17 protein-coding genes and 2 tRNA genes are annotated in these 20,803 nt (G+C 69.0%); 15 read left to right on the top strand and 4 right to left on the bottom strand.

The genetic code is table 11. The features are described 5' to 3' along the window. Window positions 1-615 precede the first annotated feature (615 nt). Complete coding sequence (locus tag ACQEU8_RS30110; RefSeq protein WP_209238784.1) at window positions 616-810, top strand: hypothetical protein; 195 nt, start codon at window positions 616-618, stop codon at window positions 808-810. Between the two features lie 188 nt (window positions 811-998). On the opposite strand, the gene ACQEU8_RS30105 is transcribed toward ACQEU8_RS30110, so the two are convergent. Further along, window positions 999-1,069, bottom strand: a tRNA-Gly gene (locus ACQEU8_RS30105). A 69-nt stretch (window positions 1,070-1,138) separates the two neighbouring features. On the opposite strand from ACQEU8_RS30105, the gene ACQEU8_RS30100 reads away from it, so the two are divergent. The 5 genes from ACQEU8_RS30100 to clpX all read left to right on the top strand — a co-directional run bounded on the left by ACQEU8_RS30100 (window position 1,139) and on the right by clpX (window position 5,765). Next, a tRNA-Pro gene (locus ACQEU8_RS30100) sits at window positions 1,139-1,215 on the top strand. Window positions 1,216-1,316: 101 nt separating this feature from the next. After that, window positions 1,317-2,717 carry a trigger factor gene (gene tig / locus ACQEU8_RS30095; protein ID WP_433106624.1) on the top strand — a complete coding sequence of 467 codons (1,401 nt, stop codon included), beginning with the start codon at window positions 1,317-1,319 and terminating at the stop codon, window positions 2,715-2,717. A gap of 246 nt (window positions 2,718-2,963) precedes the next feature. Beyond that, complete coding sequence (locus tag ACQEU8_RS30090; protein WP_209238803.1) at window positions 2,964-3,569, top strand: ATP-dependent Clp protease proteolytic subunit; 606 nt, start codon at window positions 2,964-2,966, stop codon at window positions 3,567-3,569. A 70-nt stretch (window positions 3,570-3,639) separates the two neighbouring features. Continuing rightward, complete coding sequence (locus tag ACQEU8_RS30085) at window positions 3,640-4,299, top strand: ATP-dependent Clp protease proteolytic subunit (RefSeq protein ID WP_433106622.1); 660 nt, start codon at window positions 3,640-3,642, stop codon at window positions 4,297-4,299. A gap of 182 nt (window positions 4,300-4,481) precedes the next feature. Continuing rightward, window positions 4,482-5,765, top strand: a complete 1,284-nt coding sequence (gene clpX, locus ACQEU8_RS30080; protein ID WP_433106620.1) for an ATP-dependent Clp protease ATP-binding subunit ClpX — start codon at window positions 4,482-4,484, stop codon at window positions 5,763-5,765. Window positions 5,766-5,871: 106 nt separating this feature from the next. Here the strand turns inward: clpX and ACQEU8_RS30075 are convergent, their stop codons facing one another. The 3 genes from ACQEU8_RS30075 to ACQEU8_RS30065 form a co-directional block, all read right to left on the bottom strand. Next, window positions 5,872-6,654: a hypothetical protein gene (locus ACQEU8_RS30075; protein WP_433106618.1), complete on the bottom strand. Its 783-nt coding sequence runs from the start codon at window positions 6,652-6,654 to the stop codon at window positions 5,872-5,874. A gap of 7 nt (window positions 6,655-6,661) precedes the next feature. Continuing rightward, on the bottom strand, window positions 6,662-7,543 hold the full coding sequence (locus ACQEU8_RS30070; RefSeq protein WP_433106616.1) for a hypothetical protein: 882 nt from the start codon (window positions 7,541-7,543) through the stop codon (window positions 6,662-6,664). A gap of 253 nt (window positions 7,544-7,796) precedes the next feature. Next, a complete protein-coding gene (locus ACQEU8_RS30065; RefSeq protein WP_433106614.1) occupies window positions 7,797-8,816 on the bottom strand; it encodes a hypothetical protein in 1,020 nt (339 codons plus the stop codon). A gap of 132 nt (window positions 8,817-8,948) precedes the next feature. Between ACQEU8_RS30065 and ACQEU8_RS30060 the strand changes: the two genes are divergently transcribed. The 9 genes from ACQEU8_RS30060 (at window position 8,949) to rodA (ending at window position 20,753) form a co-directional block, all read left to right on the top strand. Then, the gene (locus ACQEU8_RS30060) at window positions 8,949-11,582 is read left to right on the top strand and encodes a valine--tRNA ligase (protein WP_433106612.1); all 2,634 of its coding nucleotides are present in this window, start codon (window positions 8,949-8,951) and stop codon (window positions 11,580-11,582) included. Between the two features lie 148 nt (window positions 11,583-11,730). Next, complete coding sequence (gene folC, locus ACQEU8_RS30055) at window positions 11,731-13,260, top strand: bifunctional tetrahydrofolate synthase/dihydrofolate synthase (protein WP_433106610.1); 1,530 nt, start codon at window positions 11,731-11,733, stop codon at window positions 13,258-13,260. Next, on the top strand, window positions 13,261-13,623 hold the full coding sequence (locus tag ACQEU8_RS30050) for a DUF4233 domain-containing protein (protein WP_433106608.1): 363 nt from the start codon (window positions 13,261-13,263) through the stop codon (window positions 13,621-13,623). A gap of 133 nt (window positions 13,624-13,756) precedes the next feature. Then, window positions 13,757-14,170 carry a nucleoside-diphosphate kinase gene (gene ndk / locus ACQEU8_RS30045; protein WP_433106606.1) on the top strand — a complete coding sequence of 138 codons (414 nt, stop codon included), beginning with the start codon at window positions 13,757-13,759 and terminating at the stop codon, window positions 14,168-14,170. A 267-nt stretch (window positions 14,171-14,437) separates the two neighbouring features. Then, entirely contained in the window at window positions 14,438-15,457 is a 1,020-nt protein-coding gene (locus tag ACQEU8_RS30040; protein ID WP_026004902.1) for a rod shape-determining protein, read from the top strand. A gap of 133 nt (window positions 15,458-15,590) precedes the next feature. Continuing rightward, window positions 15,591-16,526: a rod shape-determining protein MreC gene (mreC, locus tag ACQEU8_RS30035; RefSeq protein ID WP_433106604.1), complete on the top strand. Its 936-nt coding sequence runs from the start codon at window positions 15,591-15,593 to the stop codon at window positions 16,524-16,526. 5 nt (window positions 16,527-16,531) lie between these two features. Beyond that, the gene (mreD, locus tag ACQEU8_RS30030; RefSeq protein ID WP_433106602.1) at window positions 16,532-17,251 is read left to right on the top strand and encodes a rod shape-determining protein MreD; all 720 of its coding nucleotides are present in this window, start codon (window positions 16,532-16,534) and stop codon (window positions 17,249-17,251) included. Then, window positions 17,248-19,557: a penicillin-binding protein 2 gene (gene mrdA, locus ACQEU8_RS30025; protein WP_433106600.1), complete on the top strand. Its 2,310-nt coding sequence runs from the start codon at window positions 17,248-17,250 to the stop codon at window positions 19,555-19,557. Before mreD ends, mrdA begins: the two co-directional genes overlap by 4 nt. Next, window positions 19,554-20,753, top strand: coding sequence for a rod shape-determining protein RodA (gene rodA / locus ACQEU8_RS30020; RefSeq protein ID WP_433106598.1), 1,200 nt, complete (start codon window positions 19,554-19,556; stop codon window positions 20,751-20,753). Before mrdA ends, rodA begins: the two co-directional genes overlap by 4 nt. The last annotated feature ends 50 nt before the right edge of the window (window positions 20,754-20,803 follow it).

Raw genomic sequence — 20,803 nt, 5'->3', positions numbered from 1 at the left:
GTGAGCCGTAAATTCTCGCCTCGTTCCTCCTTCCCCTCCCGCCCGCGCTATTCCTGCTGCATACGGAACCGAGCTGACGGGGCGTGACGCGAATGTTCGGTCTGACGCCCGATGTCCCACCTAAGCGGGGCGTAGGAGACCTCTGAGGCGCCAGGTACCGGCCTGTTGGAGCCCTCCGCGCGGGCTGTGAGCGAGGCCACAATTCACTGTCGTGCCGCAGCATTTCCGACGCGCGGGTGATTTCCGGGCGCTTGACCCCGGTCGGCACCGCGTGCCGGACTTTATGCACCAGGTGCACATCCTGTGGGCCGAACCACGCAGTGCATTCATCGCATTCGTCAAGCTGCTGCGCATTGATCAAGCCGAATTGATGGCTGGATTTCCCGGTACGCCCGACGGCTTGTCGGCTACGCCGACTACGCCCCAAGAGTCCCGTAGTGTCCGTGTCCGGCGCTCAGTATTTACCCGATGATGGCGCCGCCGGCCGCTCACCCCGCTCCACCCGCACCGGAGTTGGTGGCACGATGGGTGCGCGCTGTGCGCGCGGGGGTGCGGCCACGGTGGCAGACCCCCAAGGCCGGGTGAGGCGTTCCGACCATGAGGGTGTGAGCAGTTGTGGCCATCTCGCTGTCCGTAGTCCTGCTGTTGGCGGTCATCCTCGTGGTGATGATCCGGAGCAAGTCCATAAAGCCGGGCCCGGCCGTCGTCGCCGTCCTCTTCGGCTTCTTCCTCGCCTCCACCGGGATGGCCCCGTCCATCAACCGGTTCCTGAACTCGGTCGCCGACACGATCAACCAGATCAGCTTCTAGTCGCCGGATCACTGCCACCGGATCACCTCCGGCCCCGGCGCCCGGCGCGATCACCCCGAGGCCCCCGCCGCGGCCTCCGGCGCCCGGGCGCGGTGCTCCTGCTGCGCCGCCCGGTGCTCAGCGTGACCACCCACTGACGGAACGACGAAGGCCCGGCCCCTCGCGGGGGCCGGGCCTTCGTGCGTGCGAGCGGGCGACGGGAATCGAACCCGCGTAGCTGGTTTGGAAGACCAGGGCTCTACCATTGAGCTACGCCCGCGTGAACCGGATCGGCGGCCGGATCGGCACAGCCCGCATCCTACGACATGTACTCTACGTGTCGCACCGACGGGGTGTGGCGCAGCTTGGTAGCGCGTCCGCTTTGGGAGCGGAAGGTCGTCGGTTCGAATCCGGCCACCCCGACCACGTACTATGAAAGACGCGCGTGCCTGTGTCGTGTCTGCATGCATACGGGGCGCAGCCAAGAATCAGCAGAACCCCCAATGCCAGCCCCAAGGAGACCGACCGTGAAGAGCGCCGTGGAGACTCTGAACCCCACCCGGGTTCGGCTCACTGTCGAGGTGCCCTTCGAGGAGCTCAAGGACAGCCTCGACGCGGCGTACAAGAAGATCAACCAGCAGGTCACCGTGCCCGGGTTCCGCAAGGGCAAGATCCCTGCGCGCCTGATCGACCAGCGCTTCGGCCGCGGTGCCGTCCTGGAGGAGGCCGTCAACGACGCGCTTCCGAAGCTCTACCAGTCCGCCGTCGAGGAGGGCGAGCTCAACGTGCTCGGCCAGCCCGAGGTGGACATCACCGAGCTGAAGGACAACGAGCTGCTGGCCTTCACCGCCGAGGTGGACGTCCGGCCCGAGATCGAGATCCCGGACTACTCCGGCATCGAGGTCGAGGTCGAGGCCGCCGAGGTCTCCGACGAGGACGTCGACGCCGCAGTCGAGCAGCTGCGCGAGCGCTTCGCCTCCACCTCGGTGGTCGAGCGTCCGGCCGCCGAGGGTGACGTCGTCAAGGTCGACCTCGAGGCCCGGATCGACGGCGAGGTCCTGGAGGACGGCGTCGCCAAGGGTGTCGACTACACCATCGGCTCCGGCGAGCTGCTGGACGGGATCGACGAGGCCGTCACCGGCCTGGAGGCGGGCGCCACCGCCACCTTCACCTCCGAGCTGAAGGGCGGCTCGGGCGCCGGCCGGGAGGCCGAGGTCACCGTCACCGTCGAGTCCGTCTCCGCCCGCGAACTGCCCGAGCTGGACGACGAGTTCGCCCAGCTCGCCAGCGAGTTCGACACGCTGGAGGAGCTGCGTGAGGACAGCCGCAAGCGGCTGACCGACCAGAAGCAGCACGAGCAGGCCACCCAGGCGCAGGAGAAGGTGCTCGACGCCCTCCTGGAGCTCACCGAGGTTCCCGTGCCCGAGAAGCTGCTCGCGGACGAGATCGAGAGCCGTAAGCACAACCTGGTCAACCACCAGCTCGCCCAGCTCGGCCTGGACCTCGGCTCCTACCTGAAGATGCAGGACAAGAGCGAGGAAGACTTCGACGCCGAGCTCAAGGAGCAGGCGGAGAAGGGCATCCGCACCCAGTTCGTCCTCGACGAGCTGGTCAGCAAGGAGAAGCTCAACGTCGGCCAGGAAGAGCTGACCGAGCACCTGATGCGCCGCGCGCAGTCCTCCGGTATGAGCCCCGACCAGTTCGCGCAGGCCGTCGTCGAGGGCGGCCAGGTGCCGGTCCTCGTCGGTGAGGTCGCCCGCGGCAAGGCGCTGGCCACCGTGGTCGAGGCCGTCACCGTCAAGGACACCAACGGCGAGGTCGTCGACCTGAGTGACGAGGACGAGGACGCCGAGGAGGCCGAGACCGCCGAGGCCGCCGCCGAGGACGCCGAGAAGGCCGCCGACGCCGACGAGAAGGCTGAGGGCTGACCGGCCCGCCCGACCCGCGAACGGGGGGCGCCGGGGCGCGCGAGTGCACGCCCGGGCGCCCCCCGTTCGGCTGTTGACCGCGACGTCGGTGACCGTCCGGGGCACCTGCGCTCACAGCGAAATGCGCTCTGACCGGGATGGCGGCCGACGACCGGCGCGTTAGGGTCCCCAGTAGACGAAGACCCCAGTGACGGCCAGCTTCGCGTGGCCGTCCGGACACGAGCAGGTGGACACGTGACGCTTCCGATGCCTTCCGCCGCCGGCGAGCCCAACTTCGGTGGTGGCCTCGGCGACCAGGTCTACAACCGGCTGCTCGACGAGCGCATCATTTTCCTCGGCCAGCCGGTGGACGACGATATCGCCAACAAGATCACCGCCCAGCTTCTGCTCCTTGCCGCCGACCCGGACAAGGACATCTTCCTGTACATCAACAGCCCGGGTGGTTCGGTCCAGGCGGGCATGGCGATCTACGACACCATGCAGTACATCAAGAACGATGTCGTCACCATCGCCATGGGCCTGGCCGCCTCCATGGGGCAGTTCCTGCTGACCGCGGGCACGCCCGGCAAGCGGTTCGCGCTGCCGAACGCCGACATCCTCATCCACCAGCCCTCCGCGGGCCTGGCGGGCTCGGCCACCGACATCAAGATCCACGCCGAGCAGCTGCTGCGCACCAAGAAGAGGCTGGCGGAGCTGTCGGCCGCGCACAGCGGTCAGACGGTCGAGCAGTGGACCCGCGACGCGGACCGCGACCGCTGGTTCACCGCCGAGGAGGCGCGCGAGTACGGCCTCATCGACGAGGTCTACGGCAACGCCGCGCAGCTCCCCGGCGGTGGCGGCACGGGCGCGTGAGCCCCGCCACAGCGCCGTACGGCACACGCCCTTACCGCAGCCACCAGCTCATCTCCAGGAGAACCTCCCGATGACCTCATTTCCCACGGGCCCCCGGGCCGAGTTCACCGGCATCGCGCCCGAGTCCCGCTACGTCGTGCCGCGCTTCGTCGAGCGCACCTCGCAGGGCGTGCGGGAGTACGACCCGTACGCGAAGCTCTTCGAGGAGCGCGTGATCTTCCTCGGTGTGCAGATCGACGACGCCTCGGCCAACGACGTCATGGCGCAGCTGCTGTGCCTGGAGTCGATGGACCCGGACCGCGACATCTCGGTCTACATCAACTCGCCGGGCGGCTCCTTCACGGCGCTTACCGCCATCTACGACACGATGCAGTTCGTCAAGCCCGACATCCAGACGGTCTGCATGGGCCAGGCGGCCTCCGCCGCGGCCGTGCTGCTCGCCGCCGGTACGCCCGGCAAGCGGATGGCGCTGCCCAACGCCCGTATCCTGATCCACCAGCCCTACAGCGAGACGGGGCGCGGTCAGGTCTCCGACCTGGAGATCGCGGCCAACGAGATCCAGCGGATGCGCGAGCAGCTGGAGGAGATGCTGCACAAGCACTCCACCAAGGACCGCGAGATCATCTCGCAGGACATCGAGCGCGACAAGATCCTCACCGCTGAGGAGTCGCTGGAGTACGGCCTGATCGACCAGATCGTCTCCACCCGGAAGACCTCCGTAGGAGTCTGACGGGTCCGCACGTACGAACCCGTGCCCCCTTGGCACGGCTCGGACCGACCAGGCACAGCGCCACAAGTGTCGGTCGGGTCGTTCCAAGGGGGGCCCATTCCGGCGGTCCGGCAAGGTACCGTCGGAGAGCACGTACCTCGGTCCGTATCCCTGACGGATCCCAGGCGAAGGGGAAGCTCCTCGTGGCACGCATCGGTGATGGCGGCGATCTGCTCAAGTGCTCGTTCTGCGGCAAGAGCCAGAAGCAGGTGAAGAAGCTCATCGCGGGTCCAGGTGTGTACATCTGCGACGAGTGCATCGATCTCTGCAACGAGATCATTGAGGAGGAGCTGGCCGAGTCCTCCGAGGTCCGGTGGGACGAGCTGCCCAAGCCGCGGGAGATCTACGAGTTCCTCGAGGGCTACGTCGTCGGGCAGGAAGCCGCCAAGAAGGCCCTCTCGGTGGCCGTCTACAACCACTACAAGCGGGTGCAGGCGGGCGAGAACGGGCAGGGCCGGGACGATGGCATCGAGCTGTCCAAGTCCAACATCCTGCTGCTGGGCCCCACCGGCTCCGGCAAGACGCTGCTGGCGCAGACCCTCGCCCGGATGCTGAACGTCCCCTTCGCCATCGCCGACGCCACGGCGCTCACCGAGGCGGGCTACGTCGGCGAGGACGTCGAGAACATCCTGCTGAAGCTCATCCAGGCGGCCGACTACGACGTCAAGAAGGCCGAGACCGGGATCATCTACATCGACGAGATCGACAAGGTGGCCCGTAAGAGCGAGAACCCCTCGATCACCCGGGATGTCTCCGGCGAGGGCGTCCAGCAGGCGCTGCTGAAGATCCTGGAGGGCACCACGGCCTCGGTGCCGCCGCAGGGCGGCCGCAAACACCCGCACCAGGAGTTCATCCAGATCGACACGACGAACGTGCTGTTCATCGTGGGCGGTGCCTTCGCCGGACTGGAGAAGATCATCGAGTCCCGGGCCGGCGCCAAGGGCATCGGCTTCGGCGCCGACATCCGCTCCAAGCGGGAGATCGAGGCGAGCAACCAGTTCGAGGAGGTCATGCCGGAGGACCTGGTGAAGTTCGGGATGATCCCCGAGTTCATCGGCCGGCTCCCGGTCATCACCTCGGTGCACAACCTCGACCGTGAGGCGCTGCTCCAGATCCTCATGGAGCCCAGGAACGCGCTCGTCAAGCAGTACCAGCGGCTCTTCGAACTCGACGGTGTCGAGCTGGACTTCGACCGTCCGGCCCTGGAGGCCATCGCCGACCAGGCCATCCTGCGCGGCACCGGCGCCCGCGGCCTGCGCGCCATCATGGAGGAGGTCCTCCAGTCGGTGATGTACGAGGTGCCCTCGCGCAAGGACGTCGAGCGCGTCGTGATCACCGAGGAGGTCGTGCACTCCAACGTGAACCCCACCCTGGTGCCGCGCGCCCGCGGCAACGGCGAACAGCAGCGCCACGAGAAGAGCGCCTGAGCGCCCGGCGGTCGGCCCCCGGCCGACCGCGACGTGACCACGGCGAAGGCCCGCCCCCTCTCCGCGAGGGGACGGGCCTTCGCCGTGGTGCCGGTCTGCCGCGGTGCTACTTCGGCACCGTCACCTCGTCCTTGACGCGCGCGGTGACGCTCGCGAACTCCTCCAGATCGACGTCCCCCGGCGAGGTGTTGGCGACGCTGACCTCCAGCACGGTGGCCGCCGTGGAGTTGTCCGCCCAGGCACAGGCGGGCGCGTACACCGAGGTGCCGCCGCGGGTGATCCGCGTCAGCTGACAGGACACCTCCGTATCGCCCGAGCCCGGGGTGAACTCCCGGCGCTCCCCGACGACCTCGCCGCTCTGGCTCTGCCGCATGCCGTCCAGCATGTCGTCGCGCATCTCCGTGGAGGAGACGTCGATGTCGCCGTACGCGCCGGAGATCGCCAGGCCGCCCGCCGTCGGACTGCCCGACGAGCTGACGGAGTAGGTGGCGACCTTGGCGGTGCCGTCGCTGGGCAGCTCGTCCTGCAGCTGCCGTTCCTGCGCCTCCACCTGGGCGTTGCCGTCCATGCGGTGGTATTTGCCGTCCTCCAGCGTGGCCGGGAACGCGATCTTCTCGGTGCCCTGCGGCTGGCCGGCCCTGACCAGCGCGGCCAGCGCGAACACCACCACACCGACCAGCGCCAGGCTGCCCAGCACGATGGCCGTGATGGCGCCCCCGCCCAGCCCGCGGCGGCGCGGTGGGGGAGCGGGCGGCCAGGCGCCGTAGGGGCCGGGAGCGCCGTAACCGGGCCCCGGCGGCGGCCCGTAGGGACCGCCACCGGGACCCGGTGGCTGCTGCCCGTACCCGCCCGCCCCGTAGGGTCCGGGTGGTCCGGGAGGCTGACTCATCGTCGGCTCACTTCTCGGCGCGGGAGTCCTTGAAGACCTTGGCGGTCGTCTCGCCGGCCTTGTCCAGGTCGCCGCCGCCGCTCGGGTCCATGATGACGACCTGGCCCAGCGTGCTGCCGTCGGCCCAGGCGCACAGGTCGGCCTTCTGGCTCATCATCGAGAAGCTCTGGCACTTCATCGCGTCGCCGTCGAAGTCGGACGGGGAGACGTCCTTGGCCTCACCCGACTTGCCGCTGGAGCCGACGCCCTTGCTCGCCTCGTCGAGCACCCAGTCGACCGCCGCGTCGGGGTCGTCGACCGAGCCCCAAGCGCCGTTGAACGAGAGCTTCTTGGTCCCGGACGTGTAGCTCGCCGCGACGCCCTTTTCGGCCGTCATGCCGGGGATCTTGTCCTTGCTCTGGCCGAACGAGCCCTTCTTGCCGCTGAAGGTCCGGCCCTTGCCCTGGATCTTGTACTCGCTCGCCACCGTGTCCGGGGTCGTCAGCTTGTACTCGCTTCCGCCGATGACACCGAACATGAACAGCCCGCCGATGATGGCGCCGACGACGACCAGGGCGCCCACGACGATGCCGATGGTCTTGCCCTTGCCCCCGCCACCCTGCGGCGGCATCGGCATCCCCGGGTGCGGCTGACCCGGCCCCGCCGGCTGACCCGGCTGGCCCGGCTGACCGGGCTGGCCCGGCTGGCCGTACGGGGCACCGCCCTGCGGCTGGCCCTGCTGGGGGTAGCCGTAACCGGGCTGCTGCGGCTGGCCCTGCTGGGGGTAACCGTAGCCCGGCTGCTGCGGCTGACCCGGAGCGCCACCGTAAGGGCCGGGCTGCCCCGGCTGCTGCGGCTGCTGTCCGTACGGCCCCTGCTGGCCGTAGGGACCTGGCTGGTTCTGGCTCATGGTGGCGCTTCCCCTCCGTGGATGTGCTTGAACGCGCTCGGACATCTTGACGGATGCACGACGAGAGCGCCGCACCGGGCGTCGAATCGGAGCCCGCTGGGAACGTAATCGTGAAGAAATCTCGGCGAGTTGTCCGGTTATGTTCGGAAGTTCTCGCGCGCAGAACGTCGACGGTGCCCGGCGAAGCTTCGCCGGGCACCGTCGCCTGTCGTCTGCTGTCCGTCGTCGCCGTCGCCCCGCGGGGCGGGCGGCGTCACTTGATCGGGACGCGGACGTCCTTGCGGACCTTGGCGGTCGTCTCGCCGGCCTCCGTGACCGAGGTGGACTTGCCGCTGATCACGTCCGCCGAGGAGGCGGTCACCACGAAGCCGATGGTGCTGTGGTCGCCCCACATGCAGAACGGCATGGTGAAGCCGTCGATGCCCGAGGTGTCACCGGGGGGCGCGGTGTACTTGACCTTCTGGCACTTCATGATCGCGTCGTCGCCCAGGCCGCTGGGGTTGACCTCCTGCGGCTCGCCGTCCAGTTCGGCCTTGCCGCCGCCCGAGGTGTTGGGGTCGTCCTTGGCCTCCTTGGCCACCATCATCAGCGCGGCGTCGACGACCGCCTCGGGGTTGGCGATCTCGCCGTAGACGCCACCGAAGTTGAGCTGCTTGGTGCTCACCCCGGTGCCGCTCTTGTAGCCGGCGTTGACGTTCTTCGGGTCCTTGACGCCGAACTGCTCGAACTTCTGCTTGTCCGACTCGCTGAACCCTCCGGAAGAGCTGTTCTCCGTGCCGGGCTTCTTCTCGAACTCACCGGCGACCGTGGCGGGCGTGATGAGCTTGTACTTCTTGCCGTCGTCGGCGACCGAGGAGCCGCCGCCCTTGCCGTCCTTGCCACCGCCGCCTTCGTCGTCGCCGCCGGTGAACAGGACGACGCCGCCTATCACCGCGGCCACGACGACCAGGGCGCCGACCACGATGCCGATGGTCTTGCCCTTGCCGCCGCCCTGCGGAGGCATCGGCGGGCCCGGCTGCCCGTAGGGCCCTGGCTGGCCGGGCTGGCCCGGCATGCCCTGCTGCTGCGGATAGCCGTAGCCCTGCTGCGGCGGACCCGGGGGCTGCTGCGGAGCGCCCTGCTGCGGGTAGCCGTAACCGGGCTGGCCGGGGGCGCCGCCGTACGGGTTGGGGCCACCCTGCTGCGGTGGCTGCCCGTACGGGCCCGGCTGTTGGCCGTACGGCCCGGGCTGCCCTGGCTGTTGGCCGTAAGGGCCGGGCTGGTTGTTACTCATGAGCGGCGCTTCCCCTCCGTGAACAAGTTGTCGAATGCGCTCCGCTCATAGTGACGGATGGCGCGCGGGAGTGCTGCACCGGTCCTCAAACCGATTCGAGACCGGGACATTGGCGCCCGTACACTGGCCGTCGTGACCGACAACACTCAGCAGAGCCCGGAAGCGAACGGGCCGAACAGCGCCATTCCCGCAGACCTGCCGACCCAGTACGCGCCGGCCGAGGTAGAGGGGAAGCTGTACGAGCGCTGGGTAGAGCGGGGCTACTTCGAGGCGGACGCCAAGAGCGGCAAGCAGCCGTACACGATCGTCATCCCGCCCCCGAACGTCACAGGATCTCTCCACCTCGGGCACGCCTTCCAGCACACCCTCATGGACGCGCTCACCCGCCGTAAGCGGATGCAGGGCTACGAGGCGCTGTGGCTGCCCGGCATGGACCACGCGGGCATCGCCACCCAGAACAAGGTCGAGCAGCAGCTCGGCGAGGAGGGCAAGTCCCGCCAGGACCTCGGCCGGGAGGCGTTCGTCGAGCGCGTCTGGCGCTGGAAAGAGGAGTACGGCGGCAAGATCCTCGGCCAGATGCGGCGCCTCGGCGACGGCGTCGACTGGACCCGCGAGCGCTTCACCATGGACGAGGGCCTCTCGCGCGCCGTCCAGACCGTCTTCAAGAAGATGTACGACGACGGGCTGATCTACCGCGCCGAGCGGATCATCAACTGGTGCCCGCGCTGTCTGACCGCCATCTCCGACATCGAGGTGGAGTACCAGGAGGACGACGGCGAGCTGGTCCAGCTCAAGTACGGCGAGGGCGAGGACTCCGTCGTCGTGGCCACCACCCGCGCCGAGACGATGCTGGGCGACACCGCCGTCGCCGTCCACCCGGACGACGAGCGCTATCAGCATCTGATCGGCAAGCAGATCAAGCTGCCGCTGACCGACCGCACCATCCCCGTCGTCGCCGACAGCCATGTCGACCCCGAGTTCGGCACCGGACAGGTCAAGGTCACCCCGGCGCACGATCCGAACGACTTCGAGATCGGCCGCCGCCACGACCTCCCCATGATCACGGTCATGGACGAGCGCGGCGTCATCACCGCGCACGGCCCCTACCAGGGCCTGGACCGCTTCGAGGCGCGCTCGGCCATCGTGGCCGCGCTGCGCGAGCAGGGCCGCGTCGTCCACGAGAAGCGCCCCTACCTGCACAGCGTCGGACACTGCTCCCGCTGCAAGACGACGATCGAGCCGCGGCTGTCCATGCAGTGGTGGGTCAAGGTCGCCCCGCTCGCCCAGGCCGCGGGCGACGCGGTGCGCGACGGCCGCGTGCGGATCCACCCCGCCGACATGTCGTCCCGGTACTTCGACTGGGTCGACAACATGCACGACTGGACGATTTCGCGCCAGCTGTGGTGGGGCCACCGCATCCCCGTCTGGTACGGCCCGGACGGCGAGGTCGTCTGCGTCGGCCCCGACGAGGAGCCGCCGAGTGGCGAGGGCTGGCACCAGGACCCGGACGTCCTGGACACCTGGTTCTCCTCCGGGCTGTGGCCGTTCTCCACGCTCGGCTGGCCGGACCAGACGCCCGACCTGGAGAAGTTCTACGCCACCGACGTCCTGGTCACCGGCTACGACATCATCTTCTTCTGGGTCGCGCGGATGATGATGTTCGGTATGTACGTGATGGAGGAGCCCCCCTTCCACACCATCGCGCTGACCGGCCTCGTCCGCGACGAGCACGGCAAGAAGATGTCCAAGTCCTTCGGCAACGTCGTCGACCCGCTGGACTGGATGGACGCGTACGGCTCCGACGCGCTGCGCTTCACCCTCGCCTCCGGCGCCAACCCCGGCACCGATGTGCCGATCGGCGAGGACTGGGTCAAGGCGTCCCGCAACTTCGCCAACAAGCTGTGGAACGCCACCCGCTTCGCGCTGATGAACGGTGCCACCGTGGAGGGCCCGCTGCCGGACGCGAGCGAGATGGCGGCCACCGACCGCTGGATCCTCTCCCGGCTGAACGAGGTGCTGGCCGAGGTCGACGGCTACTACGACGACTACCAGTTCGCCAAGCTCTCCGACGCGCTGCGGCACTTCGCCTGGGACGAGGTCTTCGACTGGTACGTCGAGCTGTCCAAGACCACCTTCGCCAAGGGCGGCAGGCCCGCCGAGGTCTCCCGCCGCGTCCTGGGCGAGGTCCTGGACGTGACGCTGCGGCTGCTGCACCCCGTCGTCCCGTTCGTCACCGAGACGCTGTGGACGACGCTGACCGGCGGCGAGTCGATCGTGGTCGCGGCCTGGCCCAAGGACTCCGGCTTCCGCGACGTCGCCGCCGAGCGCGAGATCGCCACCGTTCAGCAGGCGGTGACCGAGGTGCGCCGTTTCCGCGCCGACCAGGGCCTCCAGCCGGGCCAGAAGGTCCCGGCCTCGCTGGACCTGGAAGGCTCCGTGCTGGTGGACCACGAGGCCGCCATCCGCCAGCTGCTGCGGCTCCAGCGCGCGGGGGAGGACTTCCAGGCCACGGCCTCGCTGCCGGTCGCGGGCGCGACGGTCAGCCTCGACCTGTCCGGCGCGATCGACGTGGAGGCCGAACGCAAGCGGCTTGCCAAGGACTTGGCCGCCGCGGAGAAGGAACTGGCGCAGACCGGGGCAAAGCTCTCCAACGAGGCGTTCCTGGCGAAGGCGCCCGACCATGTGGTGGAGAAGATCCGGGGCCGCAAGGCCGCTGCGGAGGCCGACGTCGCGCGGCTGCAGCAGCAGCTGGACCGGCTCAATTGATTTCCGCCCCGACGGCGAGCAGCACGAACGACGTGATCGGCGGTGCCGAACCGGCCTCGGCCGACTTCGGCACGGCCGGTCAGCTCGTGTACGGCTGAGCGCCGTTGCGGCGGAAAACACTGCGGAACTCTTCCGTAGACTGGTCCGCGTGAGCGACACGCCCCAGCCCCACGAACCCGAGCCCGCTTCGCCCGAGCCCTCCGCGTTCGAGGAGATCGTCGAAGAGGAGACCGACCGCGATCCCGACCTCGCGGTGATCGAGGCGGGCAGCCGCACCCTGCGGGCCCAGGCCGGGCCCCCGCAGCCCGACGTGGTGCCGGGCCGGCCCGAGGACCCCGAGGTGGACCGGGCGCTGCGCCGGGTCGAGGAGGAACTGGCCACCCGCTGGGGCGAGACCAAGCTGGACCCCTCGGTGCAGCGCATCGCAGCGCTGGTGGACGTGCTGGGCGAGCCGCAGCGCTCCTACCCGTCCATCCACATCACCGGCACCAACGGCAAGACCACCACGGCCCGCATGATCGAGGCGCTGCTCGGCGCCTTCGAGCTGCGCACCGGTCGCTACAGCTCGCCGCATGTGCAGTCGGTCACCGAGCGCATCAGCATCGACGGAGCGCCGGTCTCGGCCGAGCGCTTCATCGAGACGTACGAGGACATCAAGCCGTACGTCGAGATGGTCGACTCCCAGCAGGACTACCGGCTCTCCTTCTTCGAGGTGCTCACCGGTATGGCGTACGCCGCCTTCGCGGACGCGCCGGTGGACGTGGCCGTCGTCGAGGTCGGGATGGGCGGCACCTGGGACGCGACCAACGTCATCGACGCGGGCGTCGCCGTCATCACCCCCATCTCCCTCGACCACACCGACCGGCTCGGCGACACGCCCGAGCGGATCGCCCAGGAGAAGGCCGGCATCGTCAAGCCGGACGCCACCGTGGTGCTCGCCCAGCAGCCGGTGGAGGCCGCCTCGGTGGTGCTGAAGAAGGCCGTCGAGGTGGACGCCACGGTCGCCCGCGAGGGCATGGAGTTCGGTGTCGTATCCCGGCAGCTGGCCGTCGGCGGGCAGCAACTGACCCTGCGCGGTCTCGGTGGTGAGTACCCGGACATCTTCCTGCCGCTGCACGGCGCCCATATGGCACACAACGCGTGTGTGGCACTCGCCGCCGTCGAGGCGTTCTTCGGTATCGGCCAGCGGCAGGCCCGCACCCTCGACATCGACGTGGTGCGGCAGGCGTTCGCCTCGGTCGCCTCGCCCGGCCGCCTGGAGCTGGTGCGGACCAGCCCGTCGGTGCTGCTGGACGCGGCGCACAACCCCGGCGGGGCGCAGGCCACCGCGGAGGCCATCAGCGAGGCGTTCGACTTCAGCCGGCTCATCGGCGTCGTCGCGCCCAGCACGGGCAAGGACGTGCGCGGTCTGCTGGAGGCGTTCGAGCCGATCTTCGCGGAGGTCGTCGTCACCCGGAACTCCAGCCACCGCGCGATGGACGTGGACGAGCTGGCCGCCGTCGCCGTCGAGGTCTTCGGCGACGAGCGCGTCCAGGTGGAGCCCCGGCTGGACGCCGCGCTGGAGGAGGCCGTCACCCTCGCCGAGGAGGAGGGCGAGTACGCGGGGGCCGGGGTGCTGGTCACCGGCTCGGTCATCACGGTCGGCGAGGCCCGGCTGCTGCTGGGAGGGAGGCGCTAGATGCGAACGCTGTGTGCGTCCACGCTGATCGGCGAGTTCTTCGTCATCGGTTTCGCCGGATTGGTTGCAATGCGAACGAGTGACCTTTCGGCGGCCACCGTCTGGACGGTCAGCGGAATCGCCATGGCGCTGTGCGTACTGCTGTGTGGCGTCATCACCCGTCCGGGTGGCGTACAGCTCGGCTGGGCGCTTCAGATCGCCCTGGTCGCCAGTGGATTCGTGGTCCCGGCGATGTTCTTCCTGGGTGCCTGTTTCGGGGGACTGTGGTGGGCTTCGGTGCACTTTGGCAAGAAGGTCGACGAGGCGAAAGCCCGCTTCGCCGCCGGCGCTGAACCCGCGGCCGGAGCGGAATCCGCGGGCTGATGGTGGAAGTGGCGCATAAGTGACCCGTAAGTGCTGCGAGAGGGCGGCGGAAAAGTGATCCCCGGCGTCACCGCAGCCGTGGGCCACAGGTAACCTCTGGTCACCGTACGACCCCAGCCAAGGAGCCGCACACATGAGCCAGCGCACCCTCGTCCTCCTCAAGCCCGATGCGGTCAGGCGCGGCCTGGTAGGCGAGATCATCGGCCGTATCGAGCGCAAGGCGGGCTGGTCCATCGCGGCCATGGAGCTGCGTACGCTGGATCGCGCCACGCTGGAGCAGCACTACGCGGAGCACGAGGGCCGTCCGTTCTACGAGCCGCTGATGGAGTTCATGGCTTCGGGGCCGTCCGTCATCATGGTCGTCGAGGGCGAACGGGTGATCGAAGGAATCCGGGCACTGGCAGGCCCCACCGACCCGATCGCGGCCGCTCCCGGCTCCGTACGCGGCGATTTCGGCACCATCGTGCGGGAGAACCTCATTCACGCCTCGGACTCGGAGGAGTCCGCGGAGCGGGAGCTGAAGATTTTCTACCCCAGCTTTTCCTGAGCTCGACAGCTCGACCACCGCTGACGCCGAATCGGCCGCCTGAGGCGGAATGGGCCGGGGGCTCGGCTCCGACACGACGTCACCATTACGGTGGCCGTTCGGACTTCCGCCGACAATGGCGGAGGAACCGTCTCTACGTGTTCGAGCAAGCGCGTCTACGATGGAAGCCTCGCGCTTTGAGCATGCCAGCGCGGAACTCCACATCCTTCCGTAGCCGCACACCACATCGCCCCACTTGGAAGGCCAGACGCATCCATGGGAACCAACATGTCGTTCATCGGCCGTGATATGGCTGTCGACCTCGGGACCGCCAACACGCTGGTGTACGTCAGGGGTCGCGGGATCGTCCTCAACGAGCCGTCCGTCGTCGCGATCAACACCAACACAGGCGGAATCCTGGCGGTCGGCGCCGAGGCGAAGAAGATGATCGGCCGCACCCCTGGCAACATCGTGGCCGTAAGGCCGTTGAAGGACGGCGTCATCGCCGACTTCGAGATCACCGAGCGGATGCTCCGCTACTTCATCCTGAAGATCCACAAGCGGCGCTATCTCGCCCGGCCCCGCGTGGTGGTGTGCGTGCCGTCCGGGATCACCGGAGTCGAGCGGCGCGCCGTCATCGAGGCGTCCACCCAGGCCGGCGCCCGCCAGGTGCACATCATCGAGGAGCCGATGGCCGCGGCGATCGGTTCCGGGCTGCCCGTCCACGAGGCCACCGGCAACATGGTGGTGGACATCGGCGGCGGCACCACCGAGGTCGCCGTGATCTCGCTCGGCGGCATCGTCACCGCGCAGTCGATCCGGGTGGCGGGCGACGAGCTGGACAACGCGATCATCCAGCACATCAAGAAGGAGTACAGCCTGCTGCTCGGAGAGCGCACCGCTGAGAGCATCAAGATCACCATCGGTTCCGCGCACGACCTGGACAAGGACGAGCACACCGAGATCCGCGGCCGTGACCTGGTCAGCGGACTCCCGAAGACCGTGGTGATCTCCGCGGCCGAGGTCCGCAGGGCCATCGAGGAGCCGGTCAACGCCATCGTCGACGCGGTCAAGACCACCCTCGACAAGTGCCCGCCGGAGCTGTCCGGCGATGTGATGGACCGCGGCATCGTGCTCACGGGTGGCGGTGCACTGCTGCGCGGTCTGGACGAGCGGCTCCGTCGTGAGACGGGCATGCCCATCCACATCGCCGAGGATCCGCTGGACTCGGTCGCGCTGGGCTCCGGAAAGTGCGTGGAGGAGTTCGAGGCGCTCCAGCAGGTGCTCGACGCCCAGCCGCGCCGCTGAGCGCCGAGCCGGCGGGTTCGCCTGTTCGCAATAACTGACCGTTCACGCGGCGGGTCGTTCGAACGCAGTGGCGGCCGCCGCCAGGCACCCCGCGGACGCGGGGCTGCCCCAGAGAAAGGCACGGCCGCCGCACGTGAGGGACACACGAGAAAGCCGGCTGCTGCTCGTCCTGCTGATCGCCATCGCGTTCGCACTGATCACGGTGGATCTCAGAGGGGGCGAGCAATCGCCGCTCGACGGTGCGCGGCGAGGAGCCGCCTCCGTCCTTGGCCCGGTGGAGAACGGAATGGCTACGGCGGTGGACCCCGTCGGCAACGCCATCGCCGCAGTCCGTGACTCGGGTGCCCGCCACGACAGACTCAGCCGGCTGGAGCAGGAGAACGCCGCGCTGCGGCAGAAGCTCGGCTCCAGCGATCGCAACCGATCCCGGGCCCAGGAACTGGACAAACTGCTCAAGACCGCCGGCGCGGGCGGCTACGGCGTCAAGGGCGCCCAGGTCATCGCGATCGGCGCGGCCCAGGGCTTCTCCTGGACCGTCACCATCGACGCGGGCCGTGCGGACGGGCTGCGCCGCGATATGACCGTCCTCAACGGTGACGGGCTGGTCGGCCGCCTCACCACCGTCGGCCCCTCCACCTCTACCGTGCTGCTGGCCAACGATCCCGACTTCACCGTCGGCACCCGGATGGAGAAGAGCAACGAGCTCGGCTTCGCCACCGGGCGCGGCGGCAACGCGCTCAACGTCCAGCTGCTCAACGGCAACGCCCGGGTGAAGAAGGGCGACCGGCTGGTCACCTTCGGCTCCAGCAACGACAAGCCGTTCGTACCGGGCGTTCCCGTCGGCGAGATCACCAAGGTCAACCGGCACCGGGGCGACCTCACCCGGACGGTGCGGGTGCGGCCCTACGTCGGCTTCACCCGGCTCGACGTGGTCGGCGTCGTCGTCCAGCCGCCGCACCGGGACCCGCGCGACGAGGTCCTCAAGTCCAAGAAGCCACCGAAGCCCAAGCCCGCCCCCACGGTGACCGTGACCAAGACGCCCAGCGGTACGCCCTCGCCCAGGAGCTGATCCACGTGTACCTCAACCGGATGCTGCTCTCGGCCGCTCTCGTGATCGTCGCCCTGATGCTGCAGGTCACCGTGCTGGCCAGACTCCAACTGCCCGGCGCCGTACCCGACCTGCTGCTGCTCGTCGTCCTCGGCCTCGCACTGGTCTACGGCCACACCGCGGGCGCCCTCGTCGGCTTCTGCGCCGGGCTGCTGGCCGACATCGCCCCGCCCGCCGACCACGCCGTGGGCCGCTACGCGCTGGTGCTCTGCCTCATCGGCTACGCCGCCGGGCTGACCAAGCCGGAGGCCGGGCAGCACCGCTCGGCCACCGTGCCCATGCTCGTCGTCGCCTCCGCCGCCATCGGCTCCACGCTGCTGTACGCGGGGGTCGGCGCGCTGGTCGGGGACACCGTGGCCCGCCAGGTCGGCCTCACCGGGCTGCTGGTCACGGCCACCGTCTACGACCTGCTGCTGGCGCCGTTCGTCGTTCCGTTGATCATGTCGTTGGCGCGGCGCGGTGAGAAGGACCCGATCGGGGCCGAGCCCGGCGGCGGCAGCGCGGACGGCGGGATGCGCGCCTACGGCTGGCTCACCTCCGGCGCCGGCCTCGGCGCCTCGGCCGGCAGCAGCCTGCTCGGCAAGTCGGGCAAGGGGCTGAAAGCCGGCAAGCGCACCCCGCGCAACAAGACCGTGAGCCTGGGCGGCGGCAAGACGGGCAAGATCAAGGGGGTCAAGCGGCTGTGACGAATATCCCCGAAACAGGCCGCTCGTCCCGGGTCACCATTCGGCTGGTCGTCATCCAGATCCTGGTGCTGTCGCTGCTGCTGACGCTGGGCGGCCGGCTGTGGTATCTCCAGGTCCGCAACGGCGACGAGTACCAGAAGGAAGCCAAGGGCAACCACGTCCAGCAGGTCGTCGAGCCGGCGACGCGCGGCGCCATCCTGGACGCGCGGGGCGTGCCCATCGCCGACAACGAGACCCGGCTGGTGGTCTCCGCCTCCCGCACCGAGCTGATGAAGCAGGACGACGACGGCAAGGCCGTCCTCGAACGGCTCGCCAGGGTGCTGGACATGTCGCCCAGGACCGTCAAGGAGAAGGTCCGGCTCTGCGACGCCAAGACCCCGCAGCCCTGTTGGAACGGTTCGCCCTACCAGCCGATTCCGGTCACCGACGACGCCAAGCCCAAGCAGGCCCTGCAAATCCGCGAGCGGTCCGAGGAGTTCCCCGGGATCACCGCCGAGCCGGAGGCCGTACGCCGCTACCCGGCGCCGTACGGGGCCAACACCTCGCAGGCGCTCGGCTATCTCTCACCGGTCACCGACGAGGAGATCGAGAAGGCCAAGGACACCGACTCGCCGTTCCTCGCCTCCGACGAGATCGGCCGCAACGGGCTGGAGCGCTCCTACGACAGCCAGCTGCGCGGCTCGTCGGGTGTCACCCGCTACGAGGTGGACAACCTCGGCCGGGTGATGGGCGAGGCCGAGAGCGACAAGGCACGGCCCGGCTCCAATCTGGTCACCTCGATCGACTCGCGGGTCCAGGCCGTGGCCGAGAAGCAGCTCGACAAGGCGATGAAGGACGCCCGCAAGGAGTTCGACAAGAACACCGGCCGTAACTACAAGGCCGACGCGGGCGCCGTCGTGGTGATGGAGAACAAGACAGGCCGGGTCGTCTCGATGGCCTCCAACCCCGAGTACGACCCCAACGCCTGGGTCGGCGGTATCTCCGGCAAGGAGTACTCCAGGCTGACGGGTAAGAAGTCCAACTACCCGCTGCTGAACCGCGCGATCCAGGGGCTGGCGGCGCCCGGCTCCATCTTCAAGGTCATCTCCACCACGGCGGCGGTCAAGGCGGGCTATCCGTTCAACGGCAACTACAACTGCTCCTCGTCCTACAAGGTGGGTGGCCAGGTCTTCAAGAACTTCGAGTCCGAGAGCCACGGCAACATCAACCTCGGGCGCGCGCTGGAGGTCTCCTGCGACACCGTCTTCTACGACCTGGCCTACAAGCAGTGGAAGAAGGACGGCGGGAACCTGCCCAAGAAGGGCGCCAAGGACTGGTTCTACCGGACCGCGGACCAGTTCGGGCTCGGCAAGAAGACCGGCGTCGACATCCCCAACGAGGTCGAGGGCCGCGTCCCGGACCGCAAGTGGAAGAAGGACTACTGGGAGGCCAACAAGGACGCCTGGTGCAAGCAGGCCGACAACGCCAACGACCGGCCCAGCTACGCCGAGCGGATCGCCAAGGAGAACTGCGTCTCCGGCATGAAGATGCGCGCCGGTGACAGCGTGAACTACTCCATCGGGCAGGGTGACACCCTCGTCACCCCGATCCAGATGGCCACCATCTACGCGGCGCTCGGCAACGGCGGCACCCTGTACGACCCCACTCTCGGCAAGGCCGTGGTCAGCCCCGACGGCAAATCCGTCAAGGACATCGCGCCGCGCTCGCACGGGAAGCTGCCGCTGGGCAAGAAGACGCTCGGCCAGATGGACAAGGCCCTCCAGGGCGTGGCCACCCACGGCACGGCGGCCTGGCGGTTCGGCGAGGCGGGCTGGCCGCAGGACAAGATCAAGATGCGCGCCAAGACCGGTACAGCGGAGGTCGCGGGCAAGCAGACCACCTCCTGGCTGGCCACCTACACCGACGACTTCACCGTCGTGATGACCATCTCCCAGGGCGGCACCGGCTCCGGCGCCTCCGGGCCCGCCGTACGCAAGATCTACGACGCGATGTACGGCGTCAGCAAGGACGGCGACATCGACAAGAAGAAGGCGCTGCTGCCCAAGCCGCAGACGAAGCTGCCGAAGATCGACAAGGACGGCGCCATCGTCGCCGAGCGCGACAAGCGGCCCGCCGACGACGCGTCCAAGAGCCCGTCCGCCTCGCCCTCCGGCGGGCCTCCCACCGCTTCGCCGCCAGGGGAGTCACCCCGGACCCGCCGCGAGGCCGAGGCCGTACGCAACGAGGGCGAGCAGCAACAGCGCCGCCGGGACGGGGCCAGGCAGGCCCGGGACACCCATCAGCTCGCCGGAGGTGGCCGCCCGTGAGCACCCGGACGTTCGCCCTCGGCGGCTACGGCCCCCGCCGCCGCTCGGCCTGGGACCGGCTGACCGCACGTGACTCGATCGTGTGGCGGCTGGACTGGATCATCATGCTGTCCGGTATCGCGCTCGCGGTCATCGGCTCGCTGCTGGTCTACTCCGCCACCCGCAACCGGACCGAGCTCAACCAGGGCGACCCGCAGTACTTCCTGGTACGGCACGTCATCAGCCTCGGCATCGGGATCGCGCTGATGATAGGGACCGTCTGGCTGGGGCACCGCAGACTGCGCAGCGCCGTACCGGTGCTCTACGGCATCGCCGTGCTGCTCGGCATCTGCGTCCTCACCCCGCTCGGCGCCACCATCAACGGCTCGCGGGCCTGGCTGAACCTCGGTGGCGGCTTCACCATCCAGCCCGCCGAGTTCATCAAGATCACGGTGATCCTCGGTATGGCGATGCTGCTCGCCGCCAAGGTCGACGCCGGCGACCAGGAGCACCCCGACCACCGCACCGTCCTGCACGCCCTGGGTATGGCTGCCCTGCCGATAGTGGTCATCCTGGCCATGCCGGACCTCGGCTCGGTGATGGTGCTGGTCATCATCGTGCTCGCCGTGCTGCTGGCCTCCGGCGCCTCCAACCGCTGGATCATCGGGCTGTGCCTGGCGGGTGCCGGGGGAGCGGTGCTGGTGTGGACGCTCGGTCTGCTGGACGAGTACCAGATCAACCGGTTCGCGGCCTTCGCCAACCCGGCGCTCGACCCCGCGGGCGTCGGCTACAACACCAACCAGGCCCGCATCGCCATCGGTTCCGGCGGCCTCACCGGCAAGGGCCTTTTCGAGGGCACCCAGACGACCGGCCAGTTCGTCCCCGAGCAGCAGACCGACTTCGTCTTCACGGTCGCCGGCGAGGAGCTGGGCTTCGTGGGCGGCGGACTGATCCTCGTCCTGCTCGCCGTAATGATCTGGCGCGCCTGCCGGATCGCCCGCGAGTCGACGGAGCTGTACAGCACCATCGTCGCGGCCGGTGTGATCGCGTGGTTCGCCTTCCAGTCGTTCGAGAACATCGGGATGACGCTCGGCATCATGCCGGTGGCCGGACTGCCGCTGCCGTTCGTCTCGTACGGCGGTACGTCGATGTTCGCGGTGTGGATCGCGGTGGGGTTGCTGCAGTCGATCCGGACCCAGCGGCCGATAGCGGCGTAGAACAGCGGCGTAGGACCCCGCGCGACAGCTGTGTGCCCTGCCCCTCCCCT

It is taken from the genome of Streptomyces sp. CA-250714, assembly GCF_050936705.1.
Taxonomy (GTDB): Bacteria; Actinomycetota; Actinomycetes; order Streptomycetales; family Streptomycetaceae; genus Streptomyces.
Note: the sequence above shows the minus strand (reverse complement) of the source record. Positions and strands in the feature narration are given on the sequence as shown.